The 26,857-nt window shown below is 53.1% G+C and carries 30 protein-coding genes, 3 pseudogenes and 1 riboswitch; of the genes and pseudogenes, 28 read left to right on the top strand and 5 right to left on the bottom strand.

The window, feature by feature from the left end:
• Positions 1–216 precede the first annotated feature (216 nt).
• The 3 genes and pseudogenes from CS369_RS04505 to CS369_RS04495 all read left to right on the top strand — a co-directional run bounded on the left by CS369_RS04505 (position 217) and on the right by CS369_RS04495 (position 2,356).
• Positions 217–957, top strand: a complete 741-nt coding sequence (locus CS369_RS04505) for an amino acid ABC transporter permease (protein ID WP_196906166.1) — start codon at positions 217–219, stop codon at positions 955–957.
• Positions 957–1,634, top strand: a pseudogene (gene gltK / locus CS369_RS04500) (glutamate/aspartate ABC transporter permease GltK). The gene CS369_RS04505 and the pseudogene gltK overlap by 1 nt, the downstream one beginning before the upstream one ends.
• On the top strand, positions 1,631–2,356 hold the full coding sequence (locus CS369_RS04495; RefSeq protein WP_196906165.1) for an amino acid ABC transporter ATP-binding protein: 726 nt from the start codon (positions 1,631–1,633) through the stop codon (positions 2,354–2,356). The pseudogene gltK and the gene CS369_RS04495 overlap by 4 nt, the downstream one beginning before the upstream one ends.
• Before the next feature lie 82 nt (positions 2,357–2,438).
• Here CS369_RS04495 and CS369_RS04490 read toward each other — a convergent pair whose 3' ends face one another.
• Complete coding sequence (locus CS369_RS04490) at positions 2,439–2,924, bottom strand: zinc ribbon-containing protein (RefSeq protein WP_196906164.1); 486 nt, start codon at positions 2,922–2,924, stop codon at positions 2,439–2,441.
• Between the two features lie 283 nt (positions 2,925–3,207).
• Here CS369_RS04490 and leuS point away from each other — a divergent pair, with 283 nt between their 5' ends.
• The 13 genes and pseudogenes from leuS to lipA all read left to right on the top strand — a co-directional run bounded on the left by leuS (position 3,208) and on the right by lipA (position 17,002).
• Entirely contained in the window at positions 3,208–5,790 is a 2,583-nt protein-coding gene (gene leuS, locus CS369_RS04485) for a leucine--tRNA ligase (protein WP_196906163.1), read from the top strand.
• Between the two features lie 14 nt (positions 5,791–5,804).
• Positions 5,805–6,362 (top strand): LPS assembly lipoprotein LptE, encoded by a 558-nt coding sequence (gene lptE, locus CS369_RS04480; protein ID WP_196906162.1) that lies wholly within the window; start codon positions 5,805–5,807, stop codon positions 6,360–6,362.
• Positions 6,359–7,396 carry a DNA polymerase III subunit delta gene (holA, locus tag CS369_RS04475; RefSeq protein WP_196906161.1) on the top strand — a complete coding sequence of 346 codons (1,038 nt, stop codon included), beginning with the start codon at positions 6,359–6,361 and terminating at the stop codon, positions 7,394–7,396. Before lptE ends, holA begins: the two co-directional genes overlap by 4 nt.
• The gene (gene nadD / locus CS369_RS04470; RefSeq protein WP_196906160.1) at positions 7,389–8,045 is read left to right on the top strand and encodes a nicotinate-nucleotide adenylyltransferase; all 657 of its coding nucleotides are present in this window, start codon (positions 7,389–7,391) and stop codon (positions 8,043–8,045) included. The genes holA and nadD overlap by 8 nt, the downstream gene beginning before the upstream one ends.
• Before the next feature lie 222 nt (positions 8,046–8,267).
• On the top strand, positions 8,268–8,585 hold the full coding sequence (rsfS, locus tag CS369_RS04465) for a ribosome silencing factor (protein ID WP_196906159.1): 318 nt from the start codon (positions 8,268–8,270) through the stop codon (positions 8,583–8,585).
• A 1-nt stretch (position 8,586) separates the two neighbouring features.
• A pseudogene (rlmH, locus tag CS369_RS04460) lies at positions 8,587–9,072 on the top strand (23S rRNA (pseudouridine(1915)-N(3))-methyltransferase RlmH).
• Positions 9,073–9,093: 21 nt separating this feature from the next.
• Positions 9,094–10,998, top strand: a complete 1,905-nt coding sequence (gene mrdA, locus CS369_RS04455) for a peptidoglycan DD-transpeptidase MrdA (protein WP_196906158.1) — start codon at positions 9,094–9,096, stop codon at positions 10,996–10,998.
• A gap of 8 nt (positions 10,999–11,006) precedes the next feature.
• A complete protein-coding gene (gene mrdB, locus CS369_RS04450) occupies positions 11,007–12,119 on the top strand; it encodes a peptidoglycan glycosyltransferase MrdB (protein ID WP_196906157.1) in 1,113 nt (370 codons plus the stop codon).
• Between the two features lie 14 nt (positions 12,120–12,133).
• Positions 12,134–13,240, top strand: coding sequence for an endolytic peptidoglycan transglycosylase RlpA (gene rlpA / locus CS369_RS04445; RefSeq protein WP_196906156.1), 1,107 nt, complete (start codon positions 12,134–12,136; stop codon positions 13,238–13,240).
• A 167-nt stretch (positions 13,241–13,407) separates the two neighbouring features.
• Positions 13,408–14,619 (top strand): D-alanyl-D-alanine carboxypeptidase DacA, encoded by a 1,212-nt coding sequence (dacA, locus tag CS369_RS04440; RefSeq protein WP_196906155.1) that lies wholly within the window; start codon positions 13,408–13,410, stop codon positions 14,617–14,619.
• 135 nt (positions 14,620–14,754) lie between these two features.
• Positions 14,755–15,018 (top strand): DUF493 family protein YbeD, encoded by a 264-nt coding sequence (gene ybeD, locus CS369_RS04435; protein ID WP_196906154.1) that lies wholly within the window; start codon positions 14,755–14,757, stop codon positions 15,016–15,018.
• 114 nt (positions 15,019–15,132) lie between these two features.
• Complete coding sequence (gene lipB / locus CS369_RS04430) at positions 15,133–15,822, top strand: lipoyl(octanoyl) transferase LipB (protein ID WP_196906153.1); 690 nt, start codon at positions 15,133–15,135, stop codon at positions 15,820–15,822.
• A gap of 214 nt (positions 15,823–16,036) precedes the next feature.
• Complete coding sequence (gene lipA / locus CS369_RS04425) at positions 16,037–17,002, top strand: lipoyl synthase (RefSeq protein WP_196906152.1); 966 nt, start codon at positions 16,037–16,039, stop codon at positions 17,000–17,002.
• A gap of 232 nt (positions 17,003–17,234) precedes the next feature.
• Here the strand turns inward: lipA and tatE are convergent, their stop codons facing one another.
• Complete coding sequence (tatE, locus tag CS369_RS04420; protein WP_196906224.1) at positions 17,235–17,444, bottom strand: twin-arginine translocase subunit TatE; 210 nt, start codon at positions 17,442–17,444, stop codon at positions 17,235–17,237.
• Positions 17,445–17,759: 315 nt separating this feature from the next.
• Positions 17,760–17,821, top strand: a riboswitch (Fluoride riboswitch).
• A gap of 75 nt (positions 17,822–17,896) precedes the next feature.
• On the opposite strand from tatE, the gene crcB reads away from it, so the two are divergent.
• Entirely contained in the window at positions 17,897–18,280 is a 384-nt protein-coding gene (gene crcB, locus CS369_RS04415; RefSeq protein ID WP_196906151.1) for a fluoride efflux transporter CrcB, read from the top strand.
• Positions 18,281–18,333: 53 nt separating this feature from the next.
• Here the strand turns inward: crcB and cspE are convergent, their stop codons facing one another.
• Positions 18,334–18,543 carry a transcription antiterminator/RNA stability regulator CspE gene (cspE, locus tag CS369_RS04410; RefSeq protein WP_196906150.1) on the bottom strand — a complete coding sequence of 70 codons (210 nt, stop codon included), beginning with the start codon at positions 18,541–18,543 and terminating at the stop codon, positions 18,334–18,336.
• A gap of 221 nt (positions 18,544–18,764) precedes the next feature.
• Here cspE and CS369_RS04405 point away from each other — a divergent pair.
• The 5 genes and pseudogenes from CS369_RS04405 to CS369_RS04385 all read left to right on the top strand — a co-directional run bounded on the left by CS369_RS04405 (position 18,765) and on the right by CS369_RS04385 (position 22,260).
• A pseudogene (locus CS369_RS04405) lies at positions 18,765–19,456 on the top strand (aspartate/glutamate racemase family protein).
• A gap of 450 nt (positions 19,457–19,906) precedes the next feature.
• Positions 19,907–20,269 carry an ArsC family reductase gene (locus CS369_RS04400; protein ID WP_196906149.1) on the top strand — a complete coding sequence of 121 codons (363 nt, stop codon included), beginning with the start codon at positions 19,907–19,909 and terminating at the stop codon, positions 20,267–20,269.
• 1 nt (position 20,270) lies between these two features.
• Positions 20,271–21,398, top strand: a complete 1,128-nt coding sequence (gene dapE, locus CS369_RS04395) for a succinyl-diaminopimelate desuccinylase (protein WP_196906148.1) — start codon at positions 20,271–20,273, stop codon at positions 21,396–21,398.
• Positions 21,395–22,069: a M15 family metallopeptidase gene (locus CS369_RS04390; protein WP_196906147.1), complete on the top strand. Its 675-nt coding sequence runs from the start codon at positions 21,395–21,397 to the stop codon at positions 22,067–22,069. The genes dapE and CS369_RS04390 overlap by 4 nt, the downstream gene beginning before the upstream one ends.
• Before the next feature lie 2 nt (positions 22,070–22,071).
• Positions 22,072–22,260: a YpfN family protein gene (locus CS369_RS04385; protein ID WP_195314740.1), complete on the top strand. Its 189-nt coding sequence runs from the start codon at positions 22,072–22,074 to the stop codon at positions 22,258–22,260.
• 49 nt (positions 22,261–22,309) lie between these two features.
• Here CS369_RS04385 and CS369_RS24430 read toward each other — a convergent pair whose 3' ends face one another.
• Positions 22,310–22,735 (bottom strand): LysR substrate-binding domain-containing protein, encoded by a 426-nt coding sequence (locus tag CS369_RS24430; protein WP_280514713.1) that lies wholly within the window; start codon positions 22,733–22,735, stop codon positions 22,310–22,312.
• Positions 22,719–23,216 (bottom strand): LysR family transcriptional regulator, encoded by a 498-nt coding sequence (locus CS369_RS24425; RefSeq protein ID WP_280514712.1) that lies wholly within the window; start codon positions 23,214–23,216, stop codon positions 22,719–22,721. Before CS369_RS24425 ends, CS369_RS24430 begins: the two co-directional genes overlap by 17 nt.
• A 476-nt stretch (positions 23,217–23,692) precedes the next feature.
• Between CS369_RS24425 and CS369_RS23005 the strand changes: the two genes are divergently transcribed.
• From CS369_RS23005 to CS369_RS04365, 6 genes are all read left to right on the top strand, one after another.
• A complete protein-coding gene (locus CS369_RS23005; RefSeq protein WP_244664771.1) occupies positions 23,693–24,307 on the top strand; it encodes an SLC13 family permease in 615 nt (204 codons plus the stop codon).
• A 96-nt stretch (positions 24,308–24,403) separates the two neighbouring features.
• Entirely contained in the window at positions 24,404–24,838 is a 435-nt protein-coding gene (locus CS369_RS23000; RefSeq protein WP_244664770.1) for an SLC13 family permease, read from the top strand.
• On the top strand, positions 24,808–25,002 hold the full coding sequence (locus tag CS369_RS22995) for a hypothetical protein (RefSeq protein WP_244664769.1): 195 nt from the start codon (positions 24,808–24,810) through the stop codon (positions 25,000–25,002). Before CS369_RS23000 ends, CS369_RS22995 begins: the two co-directional genes overlap by 31 nt.
• A 49-nt stretch (positions 25,003–25,051) precedes the next feature.
• Positions 25,052–26,302, top strand: a complete 1,251-nt coding sequence (locus tag CS369_RS04370; RefSeq protein ID WP_244664768.1) for an acyclic terpene utilization AtuA family protein — start codon at positions 25,052–25,054, stop codon at positions 26,300–26,302.
• Positions 26,241–26,390: a hypothetical protein gene (locus CS369_RS22990; RefSeq protein ID WP_244664767.1), complete on the top strand. Its 150-nt coding sequence runs from the start codon at positions 26,241–26,243 to the stop codon at positions 26,388–26,390. Before CS369_RS04370 ends, CS369_RS22990 begins: the two co-directional genes overlap by 62 nt.
• Positions 26,390–26,689, top strand: a complete 300-nt coding sequence (locus CS369_RS04365; RefSeq protein ID WP_196906146.1) for a hypothetical protein — start codon at positions 26,390–26,392, stop codon at positions 26,687–26,689. Before CS369_RS22990 ends, CS369_RS04365 begins: the two co-directional genes overlap by 1 nt.
• Positions 26,690–26,857: the final 168 nt, after the last annotated feature.

Genomic DNA, 26,857 nt, shown 5'->3' with positions numbered 1-26,857 from the left:
CAACAAGTGAAAACAAGGGTAGACAGCTTGCCCTCGATTGTTGACTCGTGTCTGGACAGACAGGCGTCAGACGGTCGTTCCCCGTCTGGCGTCCCGGCCCAAGCGGTGGATATCGCAGGTGTTGATTATCCGCACTGCCCTTTCCCACCAATGGGTTATCGCCACTCATCAATCTTCAGGGTAGCTCTGCTACCCTTTTTTTTACCGGAGTTTGCTATGTCTATAGATTGGAACTGGGGTATTTTTTTACAAGCCGCCCCGTTCGGTAATACCACTTATCTTGGGTGGATTTGGTCTGGGTTGCAGGTCACTGTGGCGCTGTCAGTCTGCGCCTGGATCATTGCATTCGCTGTCGGCTCGATTTTCGGCATTTTGCGCACCGTACCCAACCGTTTTCTGTCAGGTCTCGGTACCTGCTATGTGGAAATGTTCCGTAACGTTCCGCTTATCGTTCAATTTTTCGCCTGGTATCTGGTGGTTCCCGAATTACTGCCGCAAAGCATCGGCATGTGGTTTAAAGCGGAACTGGATCCCAACATTCAGTTTTTCGTCTCCTCCATGGTCTGTTTGGGCCTGTTTACCGCCGCTCGCGTCTGCGAGCAGGTGTGCGCAGGTATCCAATCTCTGCCGCGCGGCCAGAAAGCCGCGGTGCTCGCGATGGGGCTAACGTTGCCGCAAACCTACCGCTACGTTCTGCTGCCCAACGCCTATCGCATTATCGTACCGTCCCTGACGTCTGAAATGCTCAACCTGGTGAAGAACTCGGCCATCGCCTCGACCATCGGGCTGGTGGACATGGCCGCACAGGCAAACAAACTGCTGGATTACTCTGCGCACGCCTATGAGTCCTTTACCGCCATCACGCTGGCGTATGTCGCGATTAACGCCATTATTATGCTGATCATGCAAGTGGTTGAGAAAAAGACCCGTTTGCCCGGCAATATGGGGAGTAAATAATGTACGAATTTGACTGGAGCTCCATTACGCCAAGCATGCCCTACCTGCTGCAAGGGCTAGTGGTCACGCTGAAAATCACGGTGACTGCCGTGGTGTTTGGCATCCTGTAGGGAACCGTATTGGCGGTAATGAGGTTATCGTCTTTCGCCCCGATCCGCTGGTTTGCCAAAGGCTACGTTAACATCTTCCGCTCCATCCCACTGGTGATGGTGCTGTTGTGGTTCTACCTTGTGGTTCCTAGCTTATTACAAAATGTGCTTGGGCTATCACCAAAAACGGATATTCGTCTGATCTCCGCTATGGTAGCCTTTTCGCTGTTTGAAGCCGCCTATTACTCTGAAATTATCCGTGCGGGCATACTCAGCATTTCACGCGGACAGTCTTCCGCAGCGTTGGCGCTCGGCATGACACAGTGGCAATCCATGAAGCTGGTGATCCTGCCGCAGGCGTTTCGCGCCATGGTGCCGTTACTCCTGACGCAAGGGATCGTCTTGTTCCAGGACACCTCCCTGGTGTACATACTGAGTCTGGCGGACTTCTTCCGCACCGCGTCAACCATTGGCGAGGGCGACGGAACTCAGGTGGAAATGGTGCTGTTTGCCGGATTGGTTTATTTCGTTATCAGCATTAGCGCATCAATGCTGGTCAGTTACCTGAAAAGAAGGACTGTTCGATGATTACTCTAAAAAACGTTTCCAAATGGTATGGTCACTTTCAGGTGCTCTCCGATTGTTCGACAGAAGTGAAGAAAGGTGAATTGGTGGTCGTTTGTGGGCCATCAGGCTCCGGGAAATCCACGTTAATCAAAACGGTTAATGGCCTTGAACCCGTGCAACAAGGTCAGATTGACGTTAACGGCATCTCAGTTAACGACAAGAAAACCAATCTGGCGCAATTGCGTTCCAAAGTGGGTATGGTGTTTCAACACTTTGAACTGTTTCCCCACCTCTCCATCATTGAGAACCTGACGCTGGCGCAGGTGAAAGTGCTCAAGCGTGATAAAGAGGCCGCGTGTGAAAAGGCCACCAAGCTGCTCAATCGCGTGAGTTTGTCCGCGCACGCTAACAAATTTCCCGGCCAGCTCTCCGGCGGTCAGCAACAGCGTGTCGCCATTGCGCGCGCACTCTGCATGGACCCGGTTGCCATGCTGTTTGACGAACCGACTTCTGCGCTCGATCCGGAAATGATCAACGAAGTGCTGGATGTTATGGTTGAACTGGCGCAAGAAGGCATGACGATGATGGTCGTTACCCACGAAATGGGCTTTGCGCGCAAAGTGGCACACCGCGTTATCTTCATGGATGAAGGCAAGATTGTGGAAGACACGCCTAAAGACGAGTTCTTCAACAATCCCAAATCCGAGCGCGCTAAAGACTTTTTGGCGAAGATCCTGCACTAAGCCATTATCCAGTATCGCAGCACCTGATGATGCGACGCGCGTTCCCGCTTGCGCGGGAACGCCTCTCCCTTAAACTACCTCGTCAGGGCTGAAAAGGCTGGCGCTGAAACTGATCGTGCTCACACTTCGGACAACGAGGCAGCACTTCCGGCGTATAAAATGCCAAATGGTGATGGCAGTTTTCACACACCAAATTACCCAGCCCGACGACTTCGCCACTGTGGTAAACGCCGTGATGGCTAACATCTTTAAACAGTGCCTGCCATTCCAACTGAGTTTTATCCGTGATATCCACCAGCTCTTGCCACAGACTCTCCTTGATGACACGCAGAAAGACGCTATCGGATAAATCCTCGTCCTTGCTATCCGTGTAACGCTGAGCAAATTCGGCCAAATCGCGCTCTACGGACTGAATAATATCTTCGCGTTCGCGGTGGGTAAGATCTTCGCTGTCGTGCAAGCTCTCCCGGGCGTGTTGGAGCATCTGGGTCAGATCGCGTTCACCGGCTCTTAAACGCGTCATGATGGAAGACATCAGCGCACGATAATGCTGGGCTTTCTTGTTCATGGTGCCTCCTGAATACGCGGATTGGTTAACATTGGCGGGGCGATGATGATACCTGTTTAGCTATCCCTCTCTATTTTAGACGGTTTTAACCACTATTCGTGCTCATTGCCTCTCTTTACCCCACTTTTGCCAACTTTGCCGCTTGCGCGCATAAATCAGCGGTTAAGACATAGAGACGGTTGTTGCCAGCGTTGCTTATCAGCTATGCTATGCGGATAATTATGATGAATCGGAACACGCTACGGGTGTAGCGCTTCTTTACTAAATAGGACCCCTCGCAGCCATGCAAGAGCAATACCGCCCAGAAGAGATAGAAACTCGCGTCCAGCTTCACTGGCAAGAAAACAAAACGTTTAAAGTGACCGAAGAGCCCGGCAAGGAAAAGTACTACTGCCTTTCCATGCTCCCCTACCCTTCTGGCCGCTTACACATGGGGCACGTACGTAATTACACCATCGGTGACGTTATTTCCCGCTACCAACGCATGTTGGGGAAAAACGTCCTGCAACCGATCGGGTGGGACGCTTTCGGCCTGCCGGCGGAAGGCGCTGCGGTAAAAAACAACACCGCACCGGCCCCCTGGACCTATGACAACATCGATTACATGAAAAATCAGTTGAAGCTGTTGGGCTTTGGCTATGACTGGGATCGTGAAGTCGCCACCTGCAAACCCGATTACTACCGCTGGGAACAGTGGTTCTTCACCAAGCTGTATGAAAAAGGTCTGGTCTACAAGAAGACCTCAGCGGTGAACTGGTGCCCGAACGATCAGACGGTGCTGGCCAACGAACAGGTTATTGATGGCTGCTGCTGGCGCTGTGACAGAAAAGTGGAGCGTAAAGAGATCCCGCAGTGGTTTATCAAAATCACCGATTACGCCGATCAGCTGCTGAACGATCTGGACACGCTGGAAAGCTGGCCGGAGCAGGTCAAAACCATGCAACGCAACTGGATTGGCCGTTCGGAAGGGGTGGAAATCACCTTTGACGTGGCAGACAGCGCCGACAAGCTGACCGTCTACACCACGCGTCCGGATACATTTATCGGTGCCACCTATGTCGCGGTAGCTGCCGCCCATCCGCTGGCGCTGCGCGCTGCCGCCACTAACCCGGCGCTGACCGCATTTATCGATGAATGCCGTAACACCAAGGTTGCCGAAGCAGATATGGCGACCATGGAGAAAAAGGGCATAGCGACAGGCCTGTTCGTGGTACATCCACTGACCAGCGAAAAACTGCCAGTGTGGACGGCCAACTTCGTGCTGATGGATTACGGCACCGGCGCGGTGATGGCCGTTCCGGGCCATGACCAGCGCGACTGGGAATTCGCCACCAAATACCAGTTGTCGATCAAACCCGTTATCCTGAACCTGGACGGCAGCGAACCCGATATCTCTGCACAAGCCATGACCGAGAAAGGCGCCCTGTTCAACTCAGGCGAATTCAGCAGTCTGGATCACGAGGCGGGCTTTAACGCCATTGCTGACAAGCTGGTCGCACTCGGCGTTGGCGCACGCAAAGTCAACTATCGCCTGCGCGATTGGGGTGTTTCCCGTCAGCGTTACTGGGGTGCCCCGATCCCGATGGTGACGTTGGAGGATGGCACCGTTATCCCGGCACCAGAAGATCAACTGCCGGTGATTCTGCCGGAAGACGTGGTCATGGATGGCATTACCAGCCACATCAAGGCCGATCTCAACTGGGCGAAAACCACTGTCAACGGTCAGCCTGCGCTGCGTGAAACTGATACCTTCGATACCTTTATGGAATCTTCCTGGTACTACGCGCGCTACACCTGCCCGCAATACGATCAGGGTATGCTCGATCCGGCTGCGGCCAACTACTGGCTGCCGGTCGATCAATACGTAGGTGGTATCGAACACGCCATCATGCACCTGATGTATTTCCGCTTCTTCCACAAGCTGATGCGTGATGCTGGCCTGGTCACCTCCGATGAACCCGTCAAGCGCCTGTTGTGTCAGGGTATGGTGTTGGCTGATGCCTTCTACTACACCGGCAACAGCGGCGAACGTATCTGGGTATCACCGTCTGACGTCACCGTGGAACGCTATGACAAAGGACGCATCCTGAAAGCCTTCGATGCAGAAGGCCGCGAACTGGTGTACGCGGGCATGAGCAAGATGTCGAAATCGAAGAACAACGGTATCGACCCGCAGGTGATGGTAGAGAAATACGGTGCCGACACCGTACGTCTGTTTATGATGTTCGCCTCTCCGGCAGAAATGACGCTGGAATGGCAGGAATCAGGGGTTGAAGGGGCTAACCGCTTCCTCAAGCGTGTGTGGAAACAGGTTTACGACCACACAGAAAAAGGCGCTACCGGTGCACTGGATGTGACCGCGCTGACCGAAGATCAGAAAGCACTGCGTCGCGACCTGCACAAAACCATTGCTAAAGTCACCGATGATATTGGTCGTCGTCAGACGTTCAACACCGCTATCGCCGCTGTGATGGAACTGATGAACAAGCTGGCAAAAGCGCCGCAAGAGAGCGAGCAGGATCTCGCACTGACTCAGGAAGCACTGCTGGCCGTGGTGCGTATGCTATACCCATTCACACCGCACGCCTGCTTCACACTGTGGCAGGCGCTGGGTGGCAATGGCGATATCGACACGGCCCCGTGGCCTGTTGCCGATGAAGATGCCATGGTGGAAGACTCCAAACTGGTCGTGGTGCAAGTGAACGGCAAGGTGCGCGGCAGAATTAAGGTTGCTGCCGATGCCACGCAGGAGCAGGTTCAGGCGCGTGCCGCACAGGAACATCTGGTGGCAAAATACCTGGAAGGCGTTACAGTACGTAAAGTCATTTACGTTCCGGGAAAACTGCTTAACCTGGTTGTAGGTTAAGCCAAGGAGGCACTGTGCGACATCGTTTATTCACGTTGTTGCTGGGGTTGGCGGTGCTGGTCACCGCCGGCTGCGGTTTTCATCTGCGTGGCACCACACAACTGCCCAGCGAATTGAAGGTATTAACGCTGACCAGTAACGATCCTTTTGGTCCGTTAACCCAAGCCATTCGCGATCAGCTACGTGCCAGTGATGTAAGAATCGAGGAAGACGCCGCGCGTCAGGATATCGCATCCCTGCGTATTCTCGGCTCCACGGAAGCCAGAGACACGGTCTCTATTTTCCAGGATGGGACCACCGCAGAGTACCAGTTGGTGCTGACCGTTCAGGCGCAGGTGCTGCTGCCGGGTGAAGATATTTATCCACTCTCGGTCACGGTGTTCCGCACCTTCTTTGATAACCCGCTCGCCGCGTTGGCAAAAGACGCCGAGCAGGACATCATACGTAAGGAGATGCGCCGTCAGGCTGCCGAGCAGTTAGTGCGTAAACTGATGACCATCAACGGCAGTGATGAGGTAAAAAACCGCCAGCAACGTGCTACCGTCATCAGCGTTAACAACGGGCGTTCATGATCCGTATCTATCCGGAACAGCTTGCCGCGCAGCTCAATGAAGGGCTGCGCGCTTGCTATCTGCTGTTTGGCAACGACCCACTGTTGTTGCAGGAAAGCCTGGATACGCTGCGCCATCGCGCGCGTGAGCAGGGTTTCACCGAGCATTTCAGCTTCACACTCGATCAAAGCACCGATTGGGATGCTATTTTCAGCGTATGTCAGGCACTCAGCCTGTTCGCTTCACGGCAAAGTCTGCTGCTGCAACTGCCGGAAAACGGCCCCAACGCCACCATGGCAGAAAATCTGGTCAAACTGGCTGGACTGCTGCATCAGGACGTATTGCCTATTCTATGCGGCAGCAAACTCACCAAAGCGCAAGAAAACAGCACCTGGTATAAAGCACTGTCGCAGCATGGCGTGATCATCAACTGTTTAACACCGGAACAGGCTCAATTACCGCGCTGGGTGGCACAACGCGCCAAGCAACGCAAACTGCAACTGGACGATGCCGCCACGCAACTGCTGTGTTACTGCTATGAAGGCAATCTTCTGGCGTTGATGCATGCGCTGGAACGTTTGTCATTGCTCTATCCTGACGGCAAGCTCACGCTGCCACGCGTTGAGCAGGCGGTAAACGATGCCCCGCACTTCACGCCCTTTCACTGGCTGGATGCCCTGCTGGCAGGCAAAAGCAAACGCGCCTGGCATGTGTTGCAACAGCTACAAGCAGAAGACAGCGAACCCGTGATCCTGCTGCGCACGCTGCAACGTGAGCTGACGCTGTTGGTGACCTTGCAGCGCAACATGGCGACAACACCGTTACGCACCCTGTTCGATCAGCATAAAGTGTGGCAAAACCGACGCACACTGCTCACTCAGGCACTCCAACGGCTCAATGGACGTCAGTTGCAGCAGGCCATGCATCTGCTGACGCGATTGGAATTGACGCTAAAACAGGATTATGGCCAATCCATCTGGCCAGAAATGCAAACGCTGACGCTGTTATTGTGCGGCAAGGCGCTTGCACCCGGTATGGTCAACGCCAATGATTAGCGTTACTCCCCCTGAACTGATCGCCTACTTCGGCGGCACCTTTGATCCCATTCATTACGGGCATTTACGTCCAGCCACCGCGTTGGCGGATGAAATAGGCGTAACGCGCATCACGCTGATGCCCAATAACGTACCGCCTCACCGCGAACAGCCTGAAGCTACCTCGCAACAGCGCAAGCGCATGGTAGAACTCGCAATCGCCGAGACGCCGTTATTCAGCGTGGATGACCGTGAATTGCAGCGCATCACGCCGTCTTACACCATTGATACCATGGAGATGATCCGCGCAGAAATGGGCGATAACATTCCGTTGGCCTTTATTATCGGCCAGGATTCGCTGCTTACATTACACGCCTGGCACCGCGGGCAAGACCTGCTCAAGGTGTGTCATCTGTTGGTCTGCGCACGTCCAGGTTACCGCACCACGCTGGACACACCAGAACAGCAGGCGTGGCTGGAAGCACACAGTACTGAAAATGCCGCAGATCTCCACACGCAGCCGCACGGATTGATCTATTTGGCGCACACACCGCTGGTCACCGTCTCTGCCACGAAGATTCGCCAGCGCCGTCAGAAGGGTGAACCCTGCGACGATTTGGTTCCCCCTGCCGTGCTGCATTTTATGGATGCTCACGACTTATACCGTTAACCCGCTTCCCACATACCACTCTCTCACCGGGCATGCTATACTCCGGCGCTGGTTTTTCAGTCCGGTAAAAAACGGTAAAGCGCGTTTCTATGCCACAATACGGGCCGCAAAATAGGCCGATAATACCCTGAAACACCTGCGGTGCGTCACGCATGAACACGCAACCCTTTTTACCCCGCCGGAGCACATTTCTCCGGTTGAACCGCCAGGCAGGAGGAACCTTTGCAAGGCCAAGCACTCCAAGATTTTGTTATTGATAAAATAGATGATTTAAAAGGCCAGGATATCGTTGCGCTGAACGTGCGTGGCAAATCCAGCATTACCGACTGCATGATTATCTGCACCGGTACATCCAGCCGCCACGTTTCGTCTATCGCTGACCATGTGGTGCAAGCCTCACGCGCTGCCGGAATGATCCCACTGGGTGTTGAAGGTGAGCAGGGTGCTGACTGGGTGGTTGTCGATCTCGGTGATGTGATGGTGCACGTGATGCAGGAAGAGAGCCGTCAACTGTACGAACTGGAAAAGCTGTGGAGCTAGCATGAGGCTGCAACTGGTCGCCGTTGGCACCAAAATGCCGGACTGGGTGCAGACAGGTTTTTCGGATTATCTGCGACGTTTTCCCAAAGACATGCCCTTCGAGCTCACGGAGATCCCTGCTGGTAAACGGGGAAAGAATGCGGATATCAAACGCATTCTCGAGCGCGAAGGAGAACTGATGCTGGCGGCAGTGGGGAAAGGTAACCGTATTGTGACACTGGATATTCCCGGTACGCCGTGGGAAACGCCGCAGCTTGCCAGCCAGTTGGAACGCTGGAAACAGGACGGGCGCGACGTCAGCCTGCTGATTGGCGGCCCGGAAGGGCTGGCCCCCGCTTGCAAAGCGGCGGCGGAGCAAAGCTGATCGCTGTCACCGTTAACGCTGCCGCACCCGTTGGTGCGCGTATTGGTGGCAGAGAGCCTGTATCGGGCCTGGAGCATCACCACCAATCACCCTTACCATTTAGAGAGTAAGACTGTACGATGAAACACACGAAATAGTTGCCGGATGAAAACAGAACATAAACCCTTTCGTGATTATTCGGCGGAATTCGCCCTTTTCGTACGTCGTGCTTTAGTGGCGTTCATCGGTATTTTGCTGCTTTCCGGCGTGCTGGTGACCAATCTGTACCATTTGCAAGTGGTGCGCGTTGATGACTACCGCACACGCTCAAACGCAAACCGCATTAAGCTGGTGCCCATCGCGCCCAGCCGCGGCATCATTTACGATCGCAACGGTATTCCACTGGCGCTCAACCGCACCATTTACCAGTTGGAACTGGTGCCGGACAAAGTTGATAACCGGCAAGACACGCTGGCTGCTCTGAAACCCATCGTCAATCTCACTGATGATGATCTGGAAAACTTCGAGAAAGAACGTAAACGCTCACGCCGCTTCACCTCCATTCCGGTCAAAACCGCCTTAAGCGACGTTGATGTCGCCCGTTTTGCGGTCAACCAGTACCGTTTTCCCGGCGTGGAAGTCAAAGGCTATCAACGCCGCTATTACCCGTATGGCTCTGCCCTCACCCACGTCCTCGGCTACGTATCAAAAATCAACGATAAAGACGTAGAGCGACTGAGTAAGGAAGAAAAAATTGCCGATTACGCCGCCACACGCGACATCGGAAAACTGGGCATTGAGCGCTATTACGAAGATATTCTGCACGGTAAACCCGGTTATGAAGAGGTGGAAGTCAATAACCGTGGGCGCGTCATCCGTCAACTGCACGAGCAGCCGCCGCAGGCGGGTCAGGATATCTACCTCACCATCGATCTCAACCTGCAAATCTACGTTGAAAAACTGCTGGAAGGCAGTCGGGCAGCGATGGTGATTATCGATCCACGCGATGGTGGCCTGCGCGCGCTGGTTTCCACCCCGAGCTACGATCCCAACCTGTTCGTTGATGGCATCTCAAGCAAAGACTATCGCGCACTGCTTAATGACCCTAACAAACCGTTGATCAACCGCGCCACGCAGGGACTGTATCCTCCGGCGTCGACGGTGAAACCCTATATTGCCGCGTCTGCGTTAAGCGCCAATGTGATAACCCCCTCCACCTCGCTGTTCGATCCCGGTTGGTGGCAATTACCAGGCTCAGAAAAACGGTTTCGCGACTGGAAAAAATGGGGCCATGGCCGATTGAACGTGACCAAATCGCTGGAAGAGTCTGCGGATACCTTCTTCTATCAGGTCGCTTATGACATGGGTATCGATCGCCTGGCAGAATGGATGAACAAGTTCGGCTACGGAGAATACACCGGTATCGATCTGGCGGAAGAACGTTCCGGCAATATGCCCACGCGCGAATGGAAGCAAAAACGCTTCAAACGTCCTTGGTATCAAGGGGACACCATTCCGGTTGGCATTGGTCAAGGCTACTGGATTGCCACGCCGATTCAAATGGCGAAAGCACTGACGACGCTTATCAACGATGGCAACGTGAAAACACCACACCTGCTCTATAGTGCTCGCAATAGCGGCGTCATCGTACCTTATCGTCAGCAAGCAGTGTCGCGACTTAGCGATGTGCGTGCCAGCTATTGGGAAATTGCCAAAGACGGGATGTACGGGGTTGCTAACCGTCAGAACGGTACTGCGCATAAATTTTTTGCCGATGCGCCCTATAAGATCGCAGCAAAAACCGGTACGGCGCAGGTATTTGGCCTGAAAGAAAATGAGACCTACAATGCGCATAAAATCGCCGAACACCTGCGTGACCACAAACTGTTGACGGCATTTGCCCCCTATAACAACCCCAAAATTGCCATCTCAATCGTTTTGGAGAATGGCGGTGCAGGCCCTGCTATCAGCGCCTTGGTACGCCAGATGCTCGACCACATTATGCTGGGCGATAACAACACCGAATTGCCCGATGCGCCACCCAGCGCACCCGTTTCTGAAAGCGAGTAACCGCCGCCATGACTGAAAGCCAACAAAAAAGGTCGATTTGGACCAAGATGCATATCGACCTGCCCTTCCTGCTCTGTATTCTGGCCCTGCTGGGGTATAGCTTATTCGTGATGTGGAGCGCCAGCGGCCAGGATATCGGCATGATGGAGCGTAAAGCGGCACAGATAGCCATTGGTCTTACCGTGATGATCGCCATGGCGCAAATTCCGCCGCGCGTCTACGAAGGCTGGGCACCCTATCTCTATATCGTCTGTGTCATCCTGTTGATCATGGTGGATGTGTTCGGTCAGATCAGTAAAGGCGCACAGCGCTGGCTTGATCTTGGCTTTGTCCGTTTTCAGCCGTCAGAAATTGCCAAAATTGCCGTGCCGTTGATGGTAGCGCGCTTTATCAACCGTGATATGTGTCCACCATCGCTGAAAAACACCGGGATCGCCCTGGTATTAATCTTTTTGCCGACCCTGCTGGTGGCGGCGCAACCCGATCTGGGCACGTCGATTCTCGTCTCGGCATCCGGCCTGTTTGTGCTTTTTCTCGCGGGCATGAGCTGGCGACTGATCGCCGTGGCGCTGGTGTTGCTTGCGGCGTTTATTCCCGTGCTCTGGTTCTTTCTGATGCACGATTACCAACGCGCCCGCGTGATGATGCTGCTCGATCCGGAAAGCGATCCGCTGGGGGCGGGCTACCATATTATTCAATCCAAGATTGCTATCGGCTCAGGGGGCTTGTCAGGTAAAGGCTGGGTACAAGGCACCCAGTCACAGCTTGAATTCCTGCCCGAACGCCATACCGACTTTATTTTTGCCGTATTGGCAGAGGAGTTGGGGTTGATTGGTGTGCTGGTTCTGATCGCCATGTATCTGTTTGTCATCATGCGAGGTCTGGTAATTGCCGCCAATGCCCAAACCTCGTTTGGCCGGGTGATGGTCGGCGGCCTGATTCTCATTCTGTTCGTCTATGTTTTTGTTAACATCGGTATGGTGAGTGGCATATTGCCCGTGGTCGGGGTGCCGCTCCCGCTTATCAGTTACGGCGGCTCGGCGTTGGTGGTGTTGATGGCAGGGTTTGGCATTGTGATGTCAATCCACACGCACCGTAAGATGCTCTCGAAAAACCTATAAAGTGAGGTAAACACATGCGTAAGGACTGGCTTTGGGTCAGCATCGTCACCTTGATGCTTGCAGCCTGTACCACCACGGAAGCCCCGCGCGCGCCGATTACGCCGACCCCGGCTTATAGTGGTCCGGTGGAAGAGATTGGCGGAGCCGAGCCGCGCTATGAGCCTTATAATCCAAGCACGTTGCAGGATTACACCATCAAAGGCAAAACCTACAAGGTGATCCAGAACGCGCAGAACTTATCCGAGGTCGGTTTGGCAACCTGGTACGGCGCTGAAGCCAACGGGAATCGTACCTCTACCGGCGAAATATTCGATCCCAACGCCATTACTGCTGCGCACCCCACTCTGCCATTACCCAGCTATGTCCGCGTGACAAACCTGAGCAACGGCCGCCGTCTGGTGGTGCGCGTGAACGATCGCGGCCCGTATACGCCGGGCAGAATCATCGATCTGTCTAAGGCGGCTGGCGATCGTCTCAATATCTCCAACAATACCAAAGTGAAAGTTGAAGCGATCGTGGTCGCACCGGATGGCACGCTCTCCGGGCCAGGCACTATTGGGACAACCGTCGCCAAACAGAGTTTTGCCCTGCCCGATCGCCCGAACCTCGGTGCCAGCGGATTGGGTACGCCCATGATGGAAACCAGCGCTCCGACAGCCATCGCCAGCAGGCCCGTAAGTAACAGCGCTCTCGGTGTGCAAAATAACAGCGACATGCCAGCCAGCAGCACCAGTGCGCGCCCAAGCGGATTTCTGGGTGCCCCGACCGCCCTGCGTTCTGGCGTATTGGAAAATACCCATGCCGCTACGCCTGTGACCAACGCGCCAGCAACCACAGCAGCGCGCCCGCTTGCCGTGACGCCCGCAGCGACACCGATTGGCAACAGTAACGGACGCTATCTCGTTCAGGTCGGGGCGCTAAGTGACCCACAGCGTGCGCAAACCTGGCTGAAAAGCCTGAGTGAACGCTTCCACGTGACGGGAAAAGTGACTCCCAGCAACGGGTTGTATCGCGTTCAGCTTGGTCCTTTTCAAAACCGCCAACAGGCCACTGACCTTCAGCAGCGTTTGGCAACAGAAGCTCAGCAGCACGCCTTTGTCACGGCGGCAGACGCGCAATAATCCTCTCGCGCCCCTGTCCGCCGCCTGTTAACGTGCGGGCATGAGGTTGTTACGCCATTCTGCTTTAGCAAAATCACGTAACGGAATGTCTGGTGCCGCGCTATGGCGCATCTGCTATAGTAGGGCTCGTTTTTTAACTTCACTCCACGGATGTTGTAGTTCCAATCATGAATATTGTTATCACGTCTCGTTTCACCTTAGGTACAGCGCTGGGCACGCTGCTTGCCGTCAGCGTTGCCACAACGGCCCATGCGCAAGACGTCAATCTCAAGACGATGATCCCCGGCGTACCACAAATCGACGCCGAGTCGTACATCCTGATTGATTACAACTCTGGCAAAGTGTTGGCAGAAATGAATGCCGATGCGCGCCGCGATCCCGCAAGTCTGACCAAAATGATGACCAGTTATGTTATCGGTCAGGCGCTGAAATCCGGCAAGATCACCCAGAATGACATCATAACCGTCGGCAAAGATGCCTGGGCAACCGGCAACCCGACCTTTCAGGGCTCGTCGCTGATGTTCCTGAAACCGGGCGATCGCGTACCGGTTTCACAACTCAGCCGCGGCATCATTCTCCAATCGGGTAATGATGCTTGCGTTGCGATGGCTGATTATGTGGCGGGTAGCCAGGATGCCTTCGTTAGCCTGATGAACAACTATGTGAAAGCATTGGGTTTGCAGAACACTAATTTCCAGACCGTGCACGGCCTGGATGCGCCGGGACAACACAGCTCCGCGCGTGATATGGCGCTGATTTGCCAGGCGTTGATTCGCGATGTGCCAGACGAGTACGCCATTTATAAAGAACGAGAGTTCACCTTTAACAACATCAAACAGACCAACCGCAATGGCCTGTTATGGGACAGCAGCCTGGCCGTGGACGGCATCAAAACCGGCCACACCAATGCGGCAGGTTACAATCTGGTTGCCTCGGCCACTGAAGGTCAAATGCGCTTGATCTCGGTAGTTATGGGCGGACGCACCTTCAAAGGTCGTGAAACCGAGAGCAAAAAGCTGCTCACCTGGGGTTTCCGTTTCTTTGAAACCGTTGCACCGCTGAAAGCCGGCAAAGAGTTTGCGTCTGAGCCCGTCTGGTTCGGTGATAGCGACAGAGTTTCCCTGAGCGTGGAAAAAGATGCCTACCTCACCATTCCGCGCGGTCGGATGAAAGATCTGAAAGCCAGCTACGTGCTCAATAACACGGAACTGCACGCACCGCTGAGCAAGAACCAGGTGGTTGGCACCATCAACTTCCAACTTGATGGCAAAACCATTGAACAACGTCCTCTTGTCGTGATGAATGAAGTCAAAAAAGGGGGCATCTTTGGCCGTCTGTTTGACTACATTCGCCTGATGTTCCGTCGCTGGTTGGGCTAAGCTCTTGGGTTAACCATTTTTGGCCCCATATTCAGAGATGATTACTCCCGCTGCGGCGGGAGTTATACTTTATGTTGAACCAAACGCTATTGAACAGCGACGATCAGCATGGGCACCGATCCATCTGGGGAACATATGAAAACCAAACTCAACGAACTGCTCGAATTTCCCTGCTCATTCACCTACCGGGTGATGGGACACGCGCAGCCAGAATTGGTAGACCGCGTTGTCGAAGTGGTGCAACGCCATGCGCCGGGCGACTATAGCCCGCAGGTCAAACCGAGTAGCAAAGGCAATTACCATTCGGTTTCCATCACCATTACCGCCACACACATTGAGCAAGTCGAGACGCTCTATGAAGAGCTGGGCGCTATGGATATCGTGCACGTCGTGCTGTAAGGGCATGATGCCTGCCCGACCGGATAATCGCGGGAAAATGTGTTTCAGTGCTGTTCGCTGGCGCTTCCCGCGACTATAATCGGCTCCATTGTTTTCCTTAATCTGAAGATCACGATGTTGCTACAGGATAAGATCATCGTACGTCAGCTTGGCGTACAACCTTATGAGCCAGTCTCATTGGCGATGCATCAGTTTACCGATTTGCGTGACACACAAAGCGCGGATGAGCTTTGGTTGGTACAGCACCCTCCCATTTTTACCCAAGGTCAGGCAGGCAAGGCAGAGCATCTGCTCACTACCGGCGATATTCCAGTGATTCAAAGCGATCGCGGCGGTCAGGTGACCTATCACGGACCGGGCCAGCAAGTGATGTATGTGCTGGTGGATTTAAAACGCCAAAAAGTGGGCGTGCGGGAACTGGTCACCGCCATTGAAAATACCGTGGTCGGTACACTGGCACAGCTCGGTATCACCGCTCATGCCCGCGCTGATGCGCCGGGTGTGTATGTGCAGGAATCCAAAATATGTTCACTCGGGCTACGCATTCGCAAAGGCAGCTCTTTCCATGGGCTGGCACTCAACATCAATATGGACCTGACACCGTTCCTGCGTATTAACCCGTGCGGCTATGCGGGCATGGTGATGACGCAGGTCAGCCAGCACGTACCCGGCGTGGAAGTGGCAGATGTCGCCCCGCTATTGGTAGCGACCTTTATGCAACAACTTGGTTACACGCAACAATCGGCGCTGGTATGGGATTGGGCCACTCAGGGTGCGCCCGTACCGCGCAGTATATCGGCGTGAAATGGTGCCGTTGGGTTTATGCTTATCGGTGCCAAATCACATTCCGTTTACATTATTTATGCATTTGTGCGACGTAAAGGCTGAATGTCAGACAGCAAAGATGGTATAATTTTTTATAGTTTTTTAAAAAAAGTTTAATTAGAAACATAATTCATTGAATCATAGAACTTAAATCATGATTCAACCTGTGATTCAGAACTGGAACCTGGCTATCATGAGTAAACCGATTCAGATGGAACGCGGCGTTAAATACCGCGATGCAGACAAAATGGCACTCATCCCGGTACGCACCGTCGTCACTGAGCGGCAGGAGCTACTGCGTAAACCTGAATGGATGAAAATCAAGTTACCCGCCGATTCTAGCCGTATTCAGGGCATCAAGGCGGCCATGCGCAAAAACGGCCTGCATTCTGTCTGTGAAGAAGCCTCCTGCCCGAATCTGGCCGAATGTTTCAACCACGGTACAGCAACCTTCATGATTCTGGGTGCCATTTGTACCCGCCGCTGTCCGTTCTGCGACGTGGCACACGGCCGCCCAGTAACGCCCGATGCCAATGAGCCAGAGAAACTGGCACAGACCATCCATGACATGGGGTTGCGCTACGTGGTTATCACCTCCGTAGACCGGGATGGCCTGCGTGACGGCGGCGCACAGCACTTCGCTGACTGCATCGCAGCTATCCGCCGTAAAAACCCACATATTCGCATTGAGACACTAGTCCCCGATTTCCGCGGCCGTATGGATAAGGCGCTGGATATCCTGAACGTGACGCCGCCGGATGTGTTCAACCACAACCTGGAAAACGTACCGCGCCTCTACCGTCAGGTACGCCCTGGTGCCAACTACGAATGGTCATTGAAGCTGCTTGAGAACTTTAAAGCCTCTCACCCTGAAATTCCGACTAAATCCGGCCTGATGGTTGGGTTGGGGGAAACCAATGCAGAGATCGTTGAAGTAATGCGTGACCTGCGCCGCCACAGTGTCACCATGTTGACGTTAGGGCAATACCTACAACCCAGCCGTCATCACCTGCCAGTGAAACGCTATGTGAGTCCGGAAGAGTTCGATGAAATGAAAGCCGAGGCAATGGCGATGGGCTTTACCCACGCAGCCTGCGGCCCGTTAGTGCGTTCGTCGTATCACGCCGACCTGCAAGCGAAAGGCATTGAGGTTAAGTAAGCACATCGAGTGTAACAATATTTAGTTACACATTGACCCTGTCAATGGCGTACTTATCGCAAAAGTACGGCCATCCACCTCCGTCATTCCCGCGCATGCGGGAATCTCGTGCAGAAAAGACACGTCTATTCTCGCAGAGAGCCCCGGCTTTCGCCGAGGATGACGAGGTGTAAAGTGACGTTGTCTGCACGCCGAAGGGCGGCCAACAGGCCGCCCTTTTTCATTAAGACGATTAGTCCTTGTTATGACGTATTTCACCGGCAGGTGCTGCATCATCCCCTTCGGTGGTCGGTTTCACTGACTGATCGTCATTCATCACTTTCTTGAACCCTTTGATTGCTGCCCCCAAGTCGCCGCCCAGCGAGCGCAGTTTATTGGCGCCGAACAGCAATACGATCAGCGCGGCAATCACCAACAGTTTGGCAATGCTAATACCTTCCATCACACACCTACCTGATTACGAATACAGGAATACCAGCGAATAAAAACGATATTTCTTATTTATACCTGCAACAGCGCGAACACAAAATCCATTTGTAACAAAATTAGACCCTACTTCTGATACGCCTATTGCCAGTGCTTGAATCCCGATGAGCTTACTTAGGTAAGTGATTCGGGTGACAAATCCGCTGGGAGCAGATTTGAACGCCGCTTGCGGCGGCCTCGTAAGAGGTGAGGCCCAGGGATGGATCGAATAACGAGTGCAGCCAACGCATCTGCGACTTGAAGTATGACGAGTATAGCCGCTACACTGCTTTTGTCACATGGAGATGGCATTCCTCCCTAACCGCTCTTTGGGCTAATGATGCCTACGTACGCCTCAGAGCAAGCGCGTAGGGATCTGCCCGCTCTGAATCACTTTCAACGTAAAATAATGCACAACATGAGGTCATTATGTGGATGATGTTTCTTGCCGTGTTTATCGGCGGCGGAGCGGGAAGCGTTACCCGGTGGGCATTGGGAATGCGCTATAACACCACTGTGGTGTCAGTACTGCCTGTGGGTACGCTGATGGCAAACCTGATCGGGGCTTTTGTCATCGGTGGTGCCCTCGCCTATTTTGCCCGTCATGCGGAGTTACCGCCACATTGGAAACTGCTGATAACGACCGGGCTGTGTGGTGGATTAACCACATTTTCCACCTTTTCGGCGGAGACGTTTCTGTTTATCAACCAGGGCCTGCTCTCAGCGGCTGCCATCAACATTTTGTGTAATCTGGCAGGCTCACTGCTCATGACTCCGCTGGCATTCGCACTGGTCAACTGGCTGGTATCCTGACGACAGGATAAAAAAAACCCGCCATAAGGCGGGTTTTCAAGAAATCGGTATTATTAAATAGCGATAACGTTAGCCGCAGATGGGCCTTTAGCACCGTCAGTGATTTGAAACTCTACGCGCTGACCTTCAGCCAGAGTTTTGAAGCCATTGCTCATGATTGCAGAGAAGTGTACGAATACATCTTTGCTGCCGTCTTCCGGAGTGATGAAACCAAAACCTTTGGACTCATTGAACCACTTAACGCTACCTTTAATCTTAGACATCAAACTTACCTTTAACATGAATGAAAGACACAAAATTTGTGTCCTGTACAGTACAGCAATTAGTAACGCATTTGTCCAGTTGAACTTGCATAAAAAGTGATGAAAATCGCTAAATATGCGCTCTGATTTACCAATAGTTTGAAATGAGACACCTTTGTTACCGTTTTCTCCCCCACACACTGTGTCGGGCAACCGTAAATGACCCACAGGATAAACGAACAATGAAAACCCTTGGATTGATCGGTGGCATGAGTTGGGAATCCACCGTGCCCTACTACCGCCCCATTAACGAACGCGTTCAACAGCGTCTGGGAGGTTTGCACTCAGCAAAACTGATACTGCACAGCGTAGATTTTCATGATATCGAGCAACTCCAGGCGCATGGGAGCAGGCGGCACAGCGGCTTTCTGAAATCGCCCTCGGGCTACGTCAGGCAGGCGCAGAAGCGATTGTCATCTGCACCAACACCATGCACAAGGTGGCCGACCAGGTAGAAAGCGCCAGTCAATTACCGGCATTGCATATCGCCGATGCCACTGCCGACAGTCTGAAACAGCGTAACATGACGCGCGTCGGCTTATTGGGTACTCGCTATACCATGGAGCAGGATTTCTACAGTGGTCGCTTACGAGAGCGCCACGGCATTGATGTCATCATTCCGCAACCTGATCAGCGAGACGAGATCAATCGTGTCATTTACGACGAGTTATGCCGCGGCGTATTGCTTGACCGTTCACGGGAAGCATTTAGCATCATTATCGATAGGTTTGCCCTGCAAGGTGCTGAAGGAGTGATTCTCGGCTGCACCGAAATTCCCCTTTTAATCCATCAATCTGATACAAAAATTCCCCTTTTTGATACCAGCTATCTGCATGCCATTGCTGCGGCAGATTACGCATTAAAAAATAACTAATTTATATATATTCACAAATATCTTGATCATTGTTTTAAATCACAATTTCCTGAGTAAAACACTCAAGATTTCCTCATTTTATCCATGAAAAAAGGTAGTCAGAGCGTTCTGACTGCCTTTGCATTGGGTGGAATGTTGTTCCTGGTTCTGTACTTAAATCTATAAATGGGAAAAACTAGGTAACCGATAATTATTTTTTACGTAGCATTTCTTCAATGAAGTCTTTCCAGTGACGCACTTCTACTTCTATCATCATGTCCCCCTGGTGATTAACTGTGGCCAGTATACGCCCACTTTTTAACCAGCGAAACGTTTTCCTGTCGAATAAAAAGCGAACAAGATCCCACTCTGAGCAGATTGCATCGGTGGATCTCCCCGCCATTTTTCGGCATGCTGACACATTCACCTGCCGCCTTAATGGCCTCCCGATGAGAAAGGACTGTTATCACCATGACGCTGATGATGTACGGTATCAAAAACTGCGATACCATCAAAAAAGCGCGACGCTGGCTGGAAGCGCATCAGATTGCCTATCAGTTTCATGATTACCGTGTCGATGGGTTGGAGCATGCGCAGCTAAGCGCCTTTATCCGTCTTATCGGTGATTGGCAACCGTTGCTCAATACGCGCGGGACCACCTGGCGTCAGTTAAGCGACGCCGAGCACGCCGCTGTCACCGATGCCGAAAGCGCCTGCTCCCTGCTGCTGGTCCATCCAGCTTTGATCAAACGCCCGCTGCTGGTGAGCGGGGAGCGCGCCCTGTTAGGCTTCAATGCCGAAAGTTACCACGCCTTTACCGCGGAGAAAGAGTGAGATGTCCTGCCCCGTTTTAGAACTTGCACAACAATTGATTAAACGCCCATCGCTCAGTCCGCGCGATGAAGGGTGTCAGGCACTGCTGATTGAACGTCTGAAAGCGGTGGGCTTTTCCATTGAAAAAATGGATTTCGGCGATACCGAGAATTTCTGGGCATGGCGCGGTGAAGGCAAAACGCTGGCGTTTGCCGGGCATACCGATGTGGTTCTGAGCGGTGATGCCAGCCGCTGGCAGCACCCACCGTTTGAACCTACCCTGCGCGATGGCTTTTTGTATGGGCGCGGCGCAGCAGACATGAAAGGGTCAGTTGCGGCCATGGTGGTGGCCGCTGAGCGGTTTGTACAGGCTAATCCCCATCATCAGGGCCGCCTGGCGTTTCTGATCACCTCAGATGAAGAAGCCAGCGCAGTGAATGGCACGGTGAAAGTGGTTGAGGCGTTAATGGCACGTAATGAGCGCCTGGATTACTGCCTGGTGGGCGAACCCTCCAGCACCTCCAAACTGGGCGACGTGGTGAAAAACGGGCGTCGTGGCTCTATCACCGCCAATCTGACGGTACACGGGATACAAGGCCACGTGGCCTATCCGCATCTGGCTGACAACCCGGTACATCGCGCCATGGAAGCCCTGAATGAATTGGTGGGCACCGAATGGGATCAGGGTAATGCCTTTTTTTCTCCCACCAGCATGCAAATTGCCAATATCAATGCGGGCACTGGCAGCAATAACGTGATCCCCGGCGAGCTGTTTGTGCAGTTTAATTTCCGCTTCAGCACCGAGTTGACGGACGACGAGATTAAAGCGCGCGTCGCCGCTCTGCTGGATCGCCATCAGCTTAAATATACGCTGAACTGGAACCTCTCCGGTCAACCATTTTTAACACCTCCTGGAGATCTGATCGATGCCGTAGTGACCGCCGTTGAGCATTACAGCGAAATCACTCCGGAGTTGCTGACCAATGGCGGTACGTCGGATGGGCGCTTTATCGCGCAGATGGGCGCCCAGGTGGTAGAACTTGGCCCGGTAAACGCCACCATCCATAAAGTGGACGAATGCGTCAGCGCTGCGGATCTGCAACTACTGAGCCCTATTTATCAACGCATTATGGAGCAGCTCATCGCATGATGACGCACGCCATGCTCACGGGGAAAACCCGTGAGCACCTTGTTCCGCTCGGTGAGACGCATAGCCTACAACCGGCCGCCCTCACCGCCTTTACCGGCTTACAGCAGGCGGCGGCGCGTAATGGCTTTCAGTTACAGCCCACCAGCACCTTTCGTGACTTTGCCCGCCAACGCCACATCTGGAATCAAAAATACAACGGCGAGCGTCCGTTGCTGGATAAAAACAGCCAGCCGCTGGTGGCAGCAACGCTTCCCGTGGCGGAACGCTGTGCGGCGATATTTCGCTGGTCTGCCCTGCCGGGCGCCAGCCGCCATCACTGGAGCACCGAGCTTGATATCTACGATCCGTCACGCCTGCCTCAAGGGGCTCGTCTGCAACTGAAGCCGTGGGAATATGAGGTGGGCGGCTATTTCGCTGAACTGAACGACTGGCTTACTGCACATATGGCGCAGTTCGATTTTTACCGGCCTTTTGCCCACGATCGCGGCTGCGTTGCTGTGGAACCCTGGCACATCAGCTACCAGCCGTTGTCCAGACCGGCGGCGCAACAGTTGACACCAGAGGTTATTTTGGAAGCCTGGCAACATGAAGATATCGCGGGGTATGCCTGGCTACGCCCGCATCTGCCTGATATTTTTTCCCGCTTTATCATGAATATCGATGAGGATTGAACATGTCCTGGCTGGCTGACTACTGGTGGGTGATTCTGATTATTCTGGTTGGTATGGTGATTAACGGCATGAAAGAACTGAGCCGCCTCGACCATAAACGCTTTCTCAAGAATAAACCGGAACTGCCTCCGCACAGAGACAACAACGCCGAGTGGGATAAAGAAGATGACTGGCCGGAGAAAAAACCCTGATGCGTTTCTCTTCCAGCCAGTTGCCTGCGGACCATTTTTGAACCAATAGTCAGGGCGCTGAGCGCGGAGTGAAACTCTCCGCTTTTTCCAGTAGAAATTCATAGAACTCTTTGGCGCACTGCGACAACTGCCGCTCTTTGTCGGTCACCAGATAGATGCCGCCCTGTAGCGAAAGATCGCGAAACGGCACAATCGCGATATCCTTGTGCTGAAACTGAAATAGCGTTAGACTGGTCACAATGCTCACCCCATAGTTGGCTGCGACCAGCCCCATCATGGTGATCAGTTGGCGCACTTCAAGCACGTAGTTAAAGCTGTGCGGTGCCATCAGTTGATCGGTGTACTGACGGATGCTGGTCCCTTGAGAGAAGCCCACAAAGGCGTGCTGCGCCACTTCGGCAACGTCAACGCTCTGGCGTTGTGCCAGAGGGTGATTGCGGTGACAAATCAGGAAAAACTCATCGGCAAACAGCATTCGGGAACTGAACGTGCCCGGAGAAGGCTGACCTTGCGGTTAATGCCAGATCCGCGCGTCCGTCCAGAATGGCTTTCAGGCAGCGATCCCACTGCGTATCCAACAGCTCAACCTTGATATCAGGATGTGCACGATGGTGCTGTGCCAGCACCTGCGGTAACCATTCCACCGCCATCGAAGGCAACACCGCCAATACAATTTTACCTTTGTATACGGTGGCATAAGATTTAATCTCCACAACGGCGTCGTCGTGTGACTGAATGAGTCGGCGAGCAATATCAATAAAGTGAATGCCATTTCCGTTTAACTGCACCTTGTGCGTATCACGGTCGAAAAGGCGATATCCCACCTCATCTTCCAATGCCGCGATCAACGCACTAAAGGCAGGCTGCGACAAGTTTATTTTCTGCGCTGCTCGGGTAAAGTTTTCAGTTTCCGTGAGCGCAATAAATGCCCTCAATTGTTTAATGGATAAGTTCATAACACCTCTATCTGAAATAGACCTTACACATCGATAAAAAATTAACAAACTTTATTTCAATCAAGCGACTTATTTTGTTTTTATGATCACGGCCACAATTATTTAATCTTATTTGGTCTTCAGATAAAAGATGCAATTGCTACATTTTGAAGCAAAATCACAACACCTCACCTACGCCTATCGCAAATTATTCTTCGATGTTATTTCAAAACAATTAGTTACCCATATATGAGTAATGTTTGTCTATTTATTTGATCTGCAAATAGAATAAACCCATTCCGTTTTCAAATGAATTCATTGCCATTATGAGTTAGTCTGTTCCAATTCCAAATTATAAAAATAGCTCAACCAACAATATCTGTTCTGGGTTAGGCGTTGATTTTCATGTTTGTTATAAAAAAACGATATTTTTTAACATAATCGTTAAACCAGCATGCATTGTCAACTGTGCACAATAATAAGTAGAGGAGTGCTATATGTTAGCGTTAATCGGGGTGCTTACCATTGCAACCCTATTATTTTTCATTATGACCAAACGAATGTCACCGCTGGTGGCATTGATTGTCATTCCGATTGCTGGGGCATTATTGGCCGGAAGCGGTACTGACACAGCAAAATACGTCGTGGACGGGATCACCAAACTGGCACCGATGGCCGCCATGTTTGTGTTTGCCATCTGCTTTTTCGGCGTAGTTACCGACGCAGGCATGTTTGATCCTATCATTCGCGGCATCTTGCGCATGGTGGGAACCAGCCCGGTAAGGATCATTATCGGTACCGGGGTATTGGCCCTGCTGGCACACCTGGACGGCAACGGAGCGGTCACCTTCCTGATCACGGTGCCTGCCATGCTACCGCTGTTTAACAAGCTGGGCATGGACAAACGCATTCTGGTCGGTATCACCGCCCTGAGCGCCGGTGTGAACTTCCTGCCGTGGACCGGACCGATGATCCGCGCCTCGGCGGCGTTGAACATTTCTACTCACGACCTGTTTATCCCATTAATCCCTGCGCAAATTTGTGGCCTGGTCTTCATGGTGCTGATGGGCTACTACTGGGGTAAGAAAGAGGAGAAACGCCTTGGCCTGTAGGGCAGCAACCCGCTGGCTGGTGGCTCTGCGTCGTTCAATGCACAAGAACACGTTAAAGAACTGACTGACGAAGAAAAAGCACTGCGTCGTCCGCATATGTTCTGGATTAACATCTCGTTGGTGGTGTGCGTGATTGGCACCATGGTCTTCACCAAAATCTCACCGACCGTGGCCTTTATGGTCGCGCTGACCGTCGCACTGATGGTGAACTATCCCAACGTTGAAATGCAGAAAGCGCGTATCAATGCACACGCCAAAGCAGCACTGATGATGGCCAGTATCCTGTTCGCCGCAGGTGCCTTCACCGGCATCATGGGGGGCGCGGGTATGCTGAAAGCCATGTCTGAAGCGGCTGTCGGCTTCGTTCCTCCTGCACTGGCATCTCACATTCCGTTCGTGGTGGGTCTCATCTCCATGCCTTTGAGCCTGATTCTTATTACTTCGGCATCATGCCAGTTATTGCTCACACCGGCGAAATGCTGGGCGTCCCGGCCATTCAGGTGGCACAGGCTTCCGTACTGGGTCAGATGACCACCGGTTTCCCGGTCAGCCCGTTAACCCCGGCCACGTTCCTGCTGTGCAGCCTGGCAGGCGTCGATTTGGCCGACCACCAGAAATTCTCTATTCTCGTGCTCTGGGCAGCCAGTGTCGTCATGACATTCGCCTGCGTCATCTTTGGTGTGTTCCCGCTCTAAGCGCCAGCACACCGTAATCAGAGCCGTTTTAAATATAGAAGGTAAAGCTATGAAAACTATCCGTATAGGTTCCGGCGCAGGCTATGCCGGCGATCGCATCGAGCCCGCACTTGAGCTCGCGCAGAAAGGCGATATCAACTACCTGGTATTCGAATGCCTGGCAGAGCGCACCATCGCAATCGGCCAGAAACAGAAGCAGCAAAACCCAGAAAAGGGCTACAACGAGCTGCTGGCAGACAGAATGTACGCGGTACTGCCAAACTGTCTGGAAAAAGGTATCAAAATCATCACCAATATGGGTTCTGCCAACCCAACGGCAGCGGGCCAGCGCGTGCTGGAGATCGCCAAAGAACTGGGCGCCAAACAGCTGAAAATTGCCGTGGTGACCGGTGATGACGTGCGCGATGTATTGATTAAACAAGATGCGCGTCTGGATGAAATCGGCCAGCCAGTTTCTACCTGCGGTAAAGAGATCCTTTCCGCCAATGCCTACATGGGCGCAGATGCCATGGTCAAAGCGCTGCATGATGGTGCTCACATCATTATCGCCGGGCGCGTTTCTGACCCGTCGCTGTTCCTGGCACCGATGATGTATGAGTTCAACTGGGCAACCGACGATTGGGAACACCTGGGCAAAGGCACCTGCCTTGGTCACCTGCTGGAATGTGCAGGGCAGATCACCGGTGGTTACTATGCCGATCCTGGCTTCAAGGATATTCCGCACCTGGAGCGCCTTGGCTTCCCGATCGCGGAAATTGACGAAAACGGCGATGCAGTTATCACCAAAGTTGCCGGTTCTGGCGGCCGGGTATGCGTGGACACTTGCAAAGAGCAAATGCTGTATGAAATCCACCGTCCGGACAGCTATATCACTCCCGATGTCGTGGCCGATTTCACTGGCGTCACCTTCACTCAGGTGGCTGAAGACCGGGTTCGCGTTCAAGGTGCTACGGGCCGCGCCAAAACCGACACATTGAAAGTCTCCGTCGGTTATCAGGACGGCTTTATCGGCGAAGGGGAAATTTCCTACGCTGGACCAGGTGCTGTCGCGTGCGGTCTTCTGGCGCTCGATATCGTCAAAGGCCGTTTTGAAGTATGCAGTTTCGCCCCCTCAGAAGTGCGTTTCGATTTGATTGGCGTAGACGCGCTGCACGGCGCAGAACGTTCTCAACGCAGCGAACTCTATGAAGTGCGCGCGCGTGGCCGCGCGCTGCACCACCCGCGCACAGGCAGTGAAAGTGGGCAACGAAGTGGAAACGCTGTACACCAATGGCCCTGCGGGCGGCGGTGGCGTCAATAAAGGCGTCAAAGAGATTCTGGCCATGGATTCCACCCTGCTGGCGCGTGCTTTCGTTACCCCAGCGGTTAACTACCTGGAGATCAAATAATGAAACTACGTGAAATCGCCCACTCCCGCACTGGCGACAAAGGCAATACGTCGAATATCTCGCTGATTGCTTATCGCGCGGAAGATTTTGAAAAAATAAAAGCGGCCGTTACTGCGGAAAAAGTCAAAGCCTGGTTTGCTGATATCGTCACCGGTGACGTCGTTCGCTACGAACTGCTCGCCATTGGCGCGCTGAACTTTGTCATGTATGGCGCACTGGGTGGCGGTGTCACCCGCTCACTGGCGCTGGATATGCACGGCAAAGGGCTGAGTGCAGCCATTCTGGATATGGATATCTAAGCGATTGCCACAGGTTCGCCCGTGGCACGGAAATAAAAGATCGATGGGGCAATGACTATTGCCCCGATATATCCACATAACGACCTTAGAAAATTGGCAGCAATTTTCTACAGGGCGAGTTTTGCCTAAAAAACGGTAATGACGCCCTTTGATTAATGGAGTAGCTGA

The organism is Candidatus Symbiopectobacterium sp. 'North America' (assembly GCF_015762685.1).
GTDB lineage: Bacteria > Pseudomonadota > Gammaproteobacteria > Enterobacterales > Enterobacteriaceae > Symbiopectobacterium.
This window is presented reverse-complemented; position numbering and strand designations above follow the sequence as displayed.

Bases quoted from the DNA above. Each gene is read 5' to 3' on its own strand.
- CS369_RS24425 (WP_280514712.1), bottom strand. From the start codon at position 23,216: ATGAACTTATCCATTAAACAATTGAGGGCATTTATTGCGCTCACGGAA.
- nadD (WP_196906160.1), top strand. From the start codon at position 7,389: ATGATTAGCGTTACTCCCCCTGAACTGATCGCCTACTTCGGCGGCACC.
- CS369_RS04400 (WP_196906149.1), top strand. From the start codon at position 19,907: ATGACGCTGATGATGTACGGTATCAAAAACTGCGATACCATCAAAAAA.
- CS369_RS04365 (WP_196906146.1), top strand. From the start codon at position 26,390: ATGAAACTACGTGAAATCGCCCACTCCCGCACTGGCGACAAAGGCAAT.
- rlpA (WP_196906156.1), top strand. From the start codon at position 12,134: ATGCGTAAGGACTGGCTTTGGGTCAGCATCGTCACCTTGATGCTTGCA.
- holA (WP_196906161.1), top strand. From the start codon at position 6,359: ATGATCCGTATCTATCCGGAACAGCTTGCCGCGCAGCTCAATGAAGGG.
- CS369_RS04370 (WP_244664768.1), top strand. From the start codon at position 25,052: ATGAAAACTATCCGTATAGGTTCCGGCGCAGGCTATGCCGGCGATCGC.
- lipB (WP_196906153.1), top strand. From the start codon at position 15,133: ATGTTGCTACAGGATAAGATCATCGTACGTCAGCTTGGCGTACAACCT.
- leuS (WP_196906163.1), top strand. From the start codon at position 3,208: ATGCAAGAGCAATACCGCCCAGAAGAGATAGAAACTCGCGTCCAGCTT.
- CS369_RS24430 (WP_280514713.1), bottom strand. From the start codon at position 22,735: ATGCTGTTTGCCGATGAGTTTTTCCTGATTTGTCACCGCAATCACCCT.
- CS369_RS23000 (WP_244664770.1), top strand. From the start codon at position 24,404: ATGTTCTGGATTAACATCTCGTTGGTGGTGTGCGTGATTGGCACCATG.
- CS369_RS23005 (WP_244664771.1), top strand. From the start codon at position 23,693: ATGTTAGCGTTAATCGGGGTGCTTACCATTGCAACCCTATTATTTTTC.
- CS369_RS04505 (WP_196906166.1), top strand. From the start codon at position 217: ATGTCTATAGATTGGAACTGGGGTATTTTTTTACAAGCCGCCCCGTTC.
- ybeD (WP_196906154.1), top strand. From the start codon at position 14,755: ATGAAAACCAAACTCAACGAACTGCTCGAATTTCCCTGCTCATTCACC.
- CS369_RS04385 (WP_195314740.1), top strand. From the start codon at position 22,072: ATGTCCTGGCTGGCTGACTACTGGTGGGTGATTCTGATTATTCTGGTT.
- CS369_RS04390 (WP_196906147.1), top strand. From the start codon at position 21,395: ATGATGACGCACGCCATGCTCACGGGGAAAACCCGTGAGCACCTTGTT.
- mrdA (WP_196906158.1), top strand. From the start codon at position 9,094: ATGAAAACAGAACATAAACCCTTTCGTGATTATTCGGCGGAATTCGCC.
- CS369_RS04490 (WP_196906164.1), bottom strand. From the start codon at position 2,924: ATGAACAAGAAAGCCCAGCATTATCGTGCGCTGATGTCTTCCATCATG.
- cspE (WP_196906150.1), bottom strand. From the start codon at position 18,543: ATGTCTAAGATTAAAGGTAGCGTTAAGTGGTTCAATGAGTCCAAAGGT.
- crcB (WP_196906151.1), top strand. From the start codon at position 17,897: ATGTGGATGATGTTTCTTGCCGTGTTTATCGGCGGCGGAGCGGGAAGC.
- mrdB (WP_196906157.1), top strand. From the start codon at position 11,007: ATGACTGAAAGCCAACAAAAAAGGTCGATTTGGACCAAGATGCATATC.
- lipA (WP_196906152.1), top strand. From the start codon at position 16,037: ATGAGTAAACCGATTCAGATGGAACGCGGCGTTAAATACCGCGATGCA.
- dapE (WP_196906148.1), top strand. From the start codon at position 20,271: ATGTCCTGCCCCGTTTTAGAACTTGCACAACAATTGATTAAACGCCCA.
- tatE (WP_196906224.1), bottom strand. From the start codon at position 17,444: ATGGAAGGTATTAGCATTGCCAAACTGTTGGTGATTGCCGCGCTGATC.
- dacA (WP_196906155.1), top strand. From the start codon at position 13,408: ATGAATATTGTTATCACGTCTCGTTTCACCTTAGGTACAGCGCTGGGC.
- CS369_RS04495 (WP_196906165.1), top strand. From the start codon at position 1,631: ATGATTACTCTAAAAAACGTTTCCAAATGGTATGGTCACTTTCAGGTG.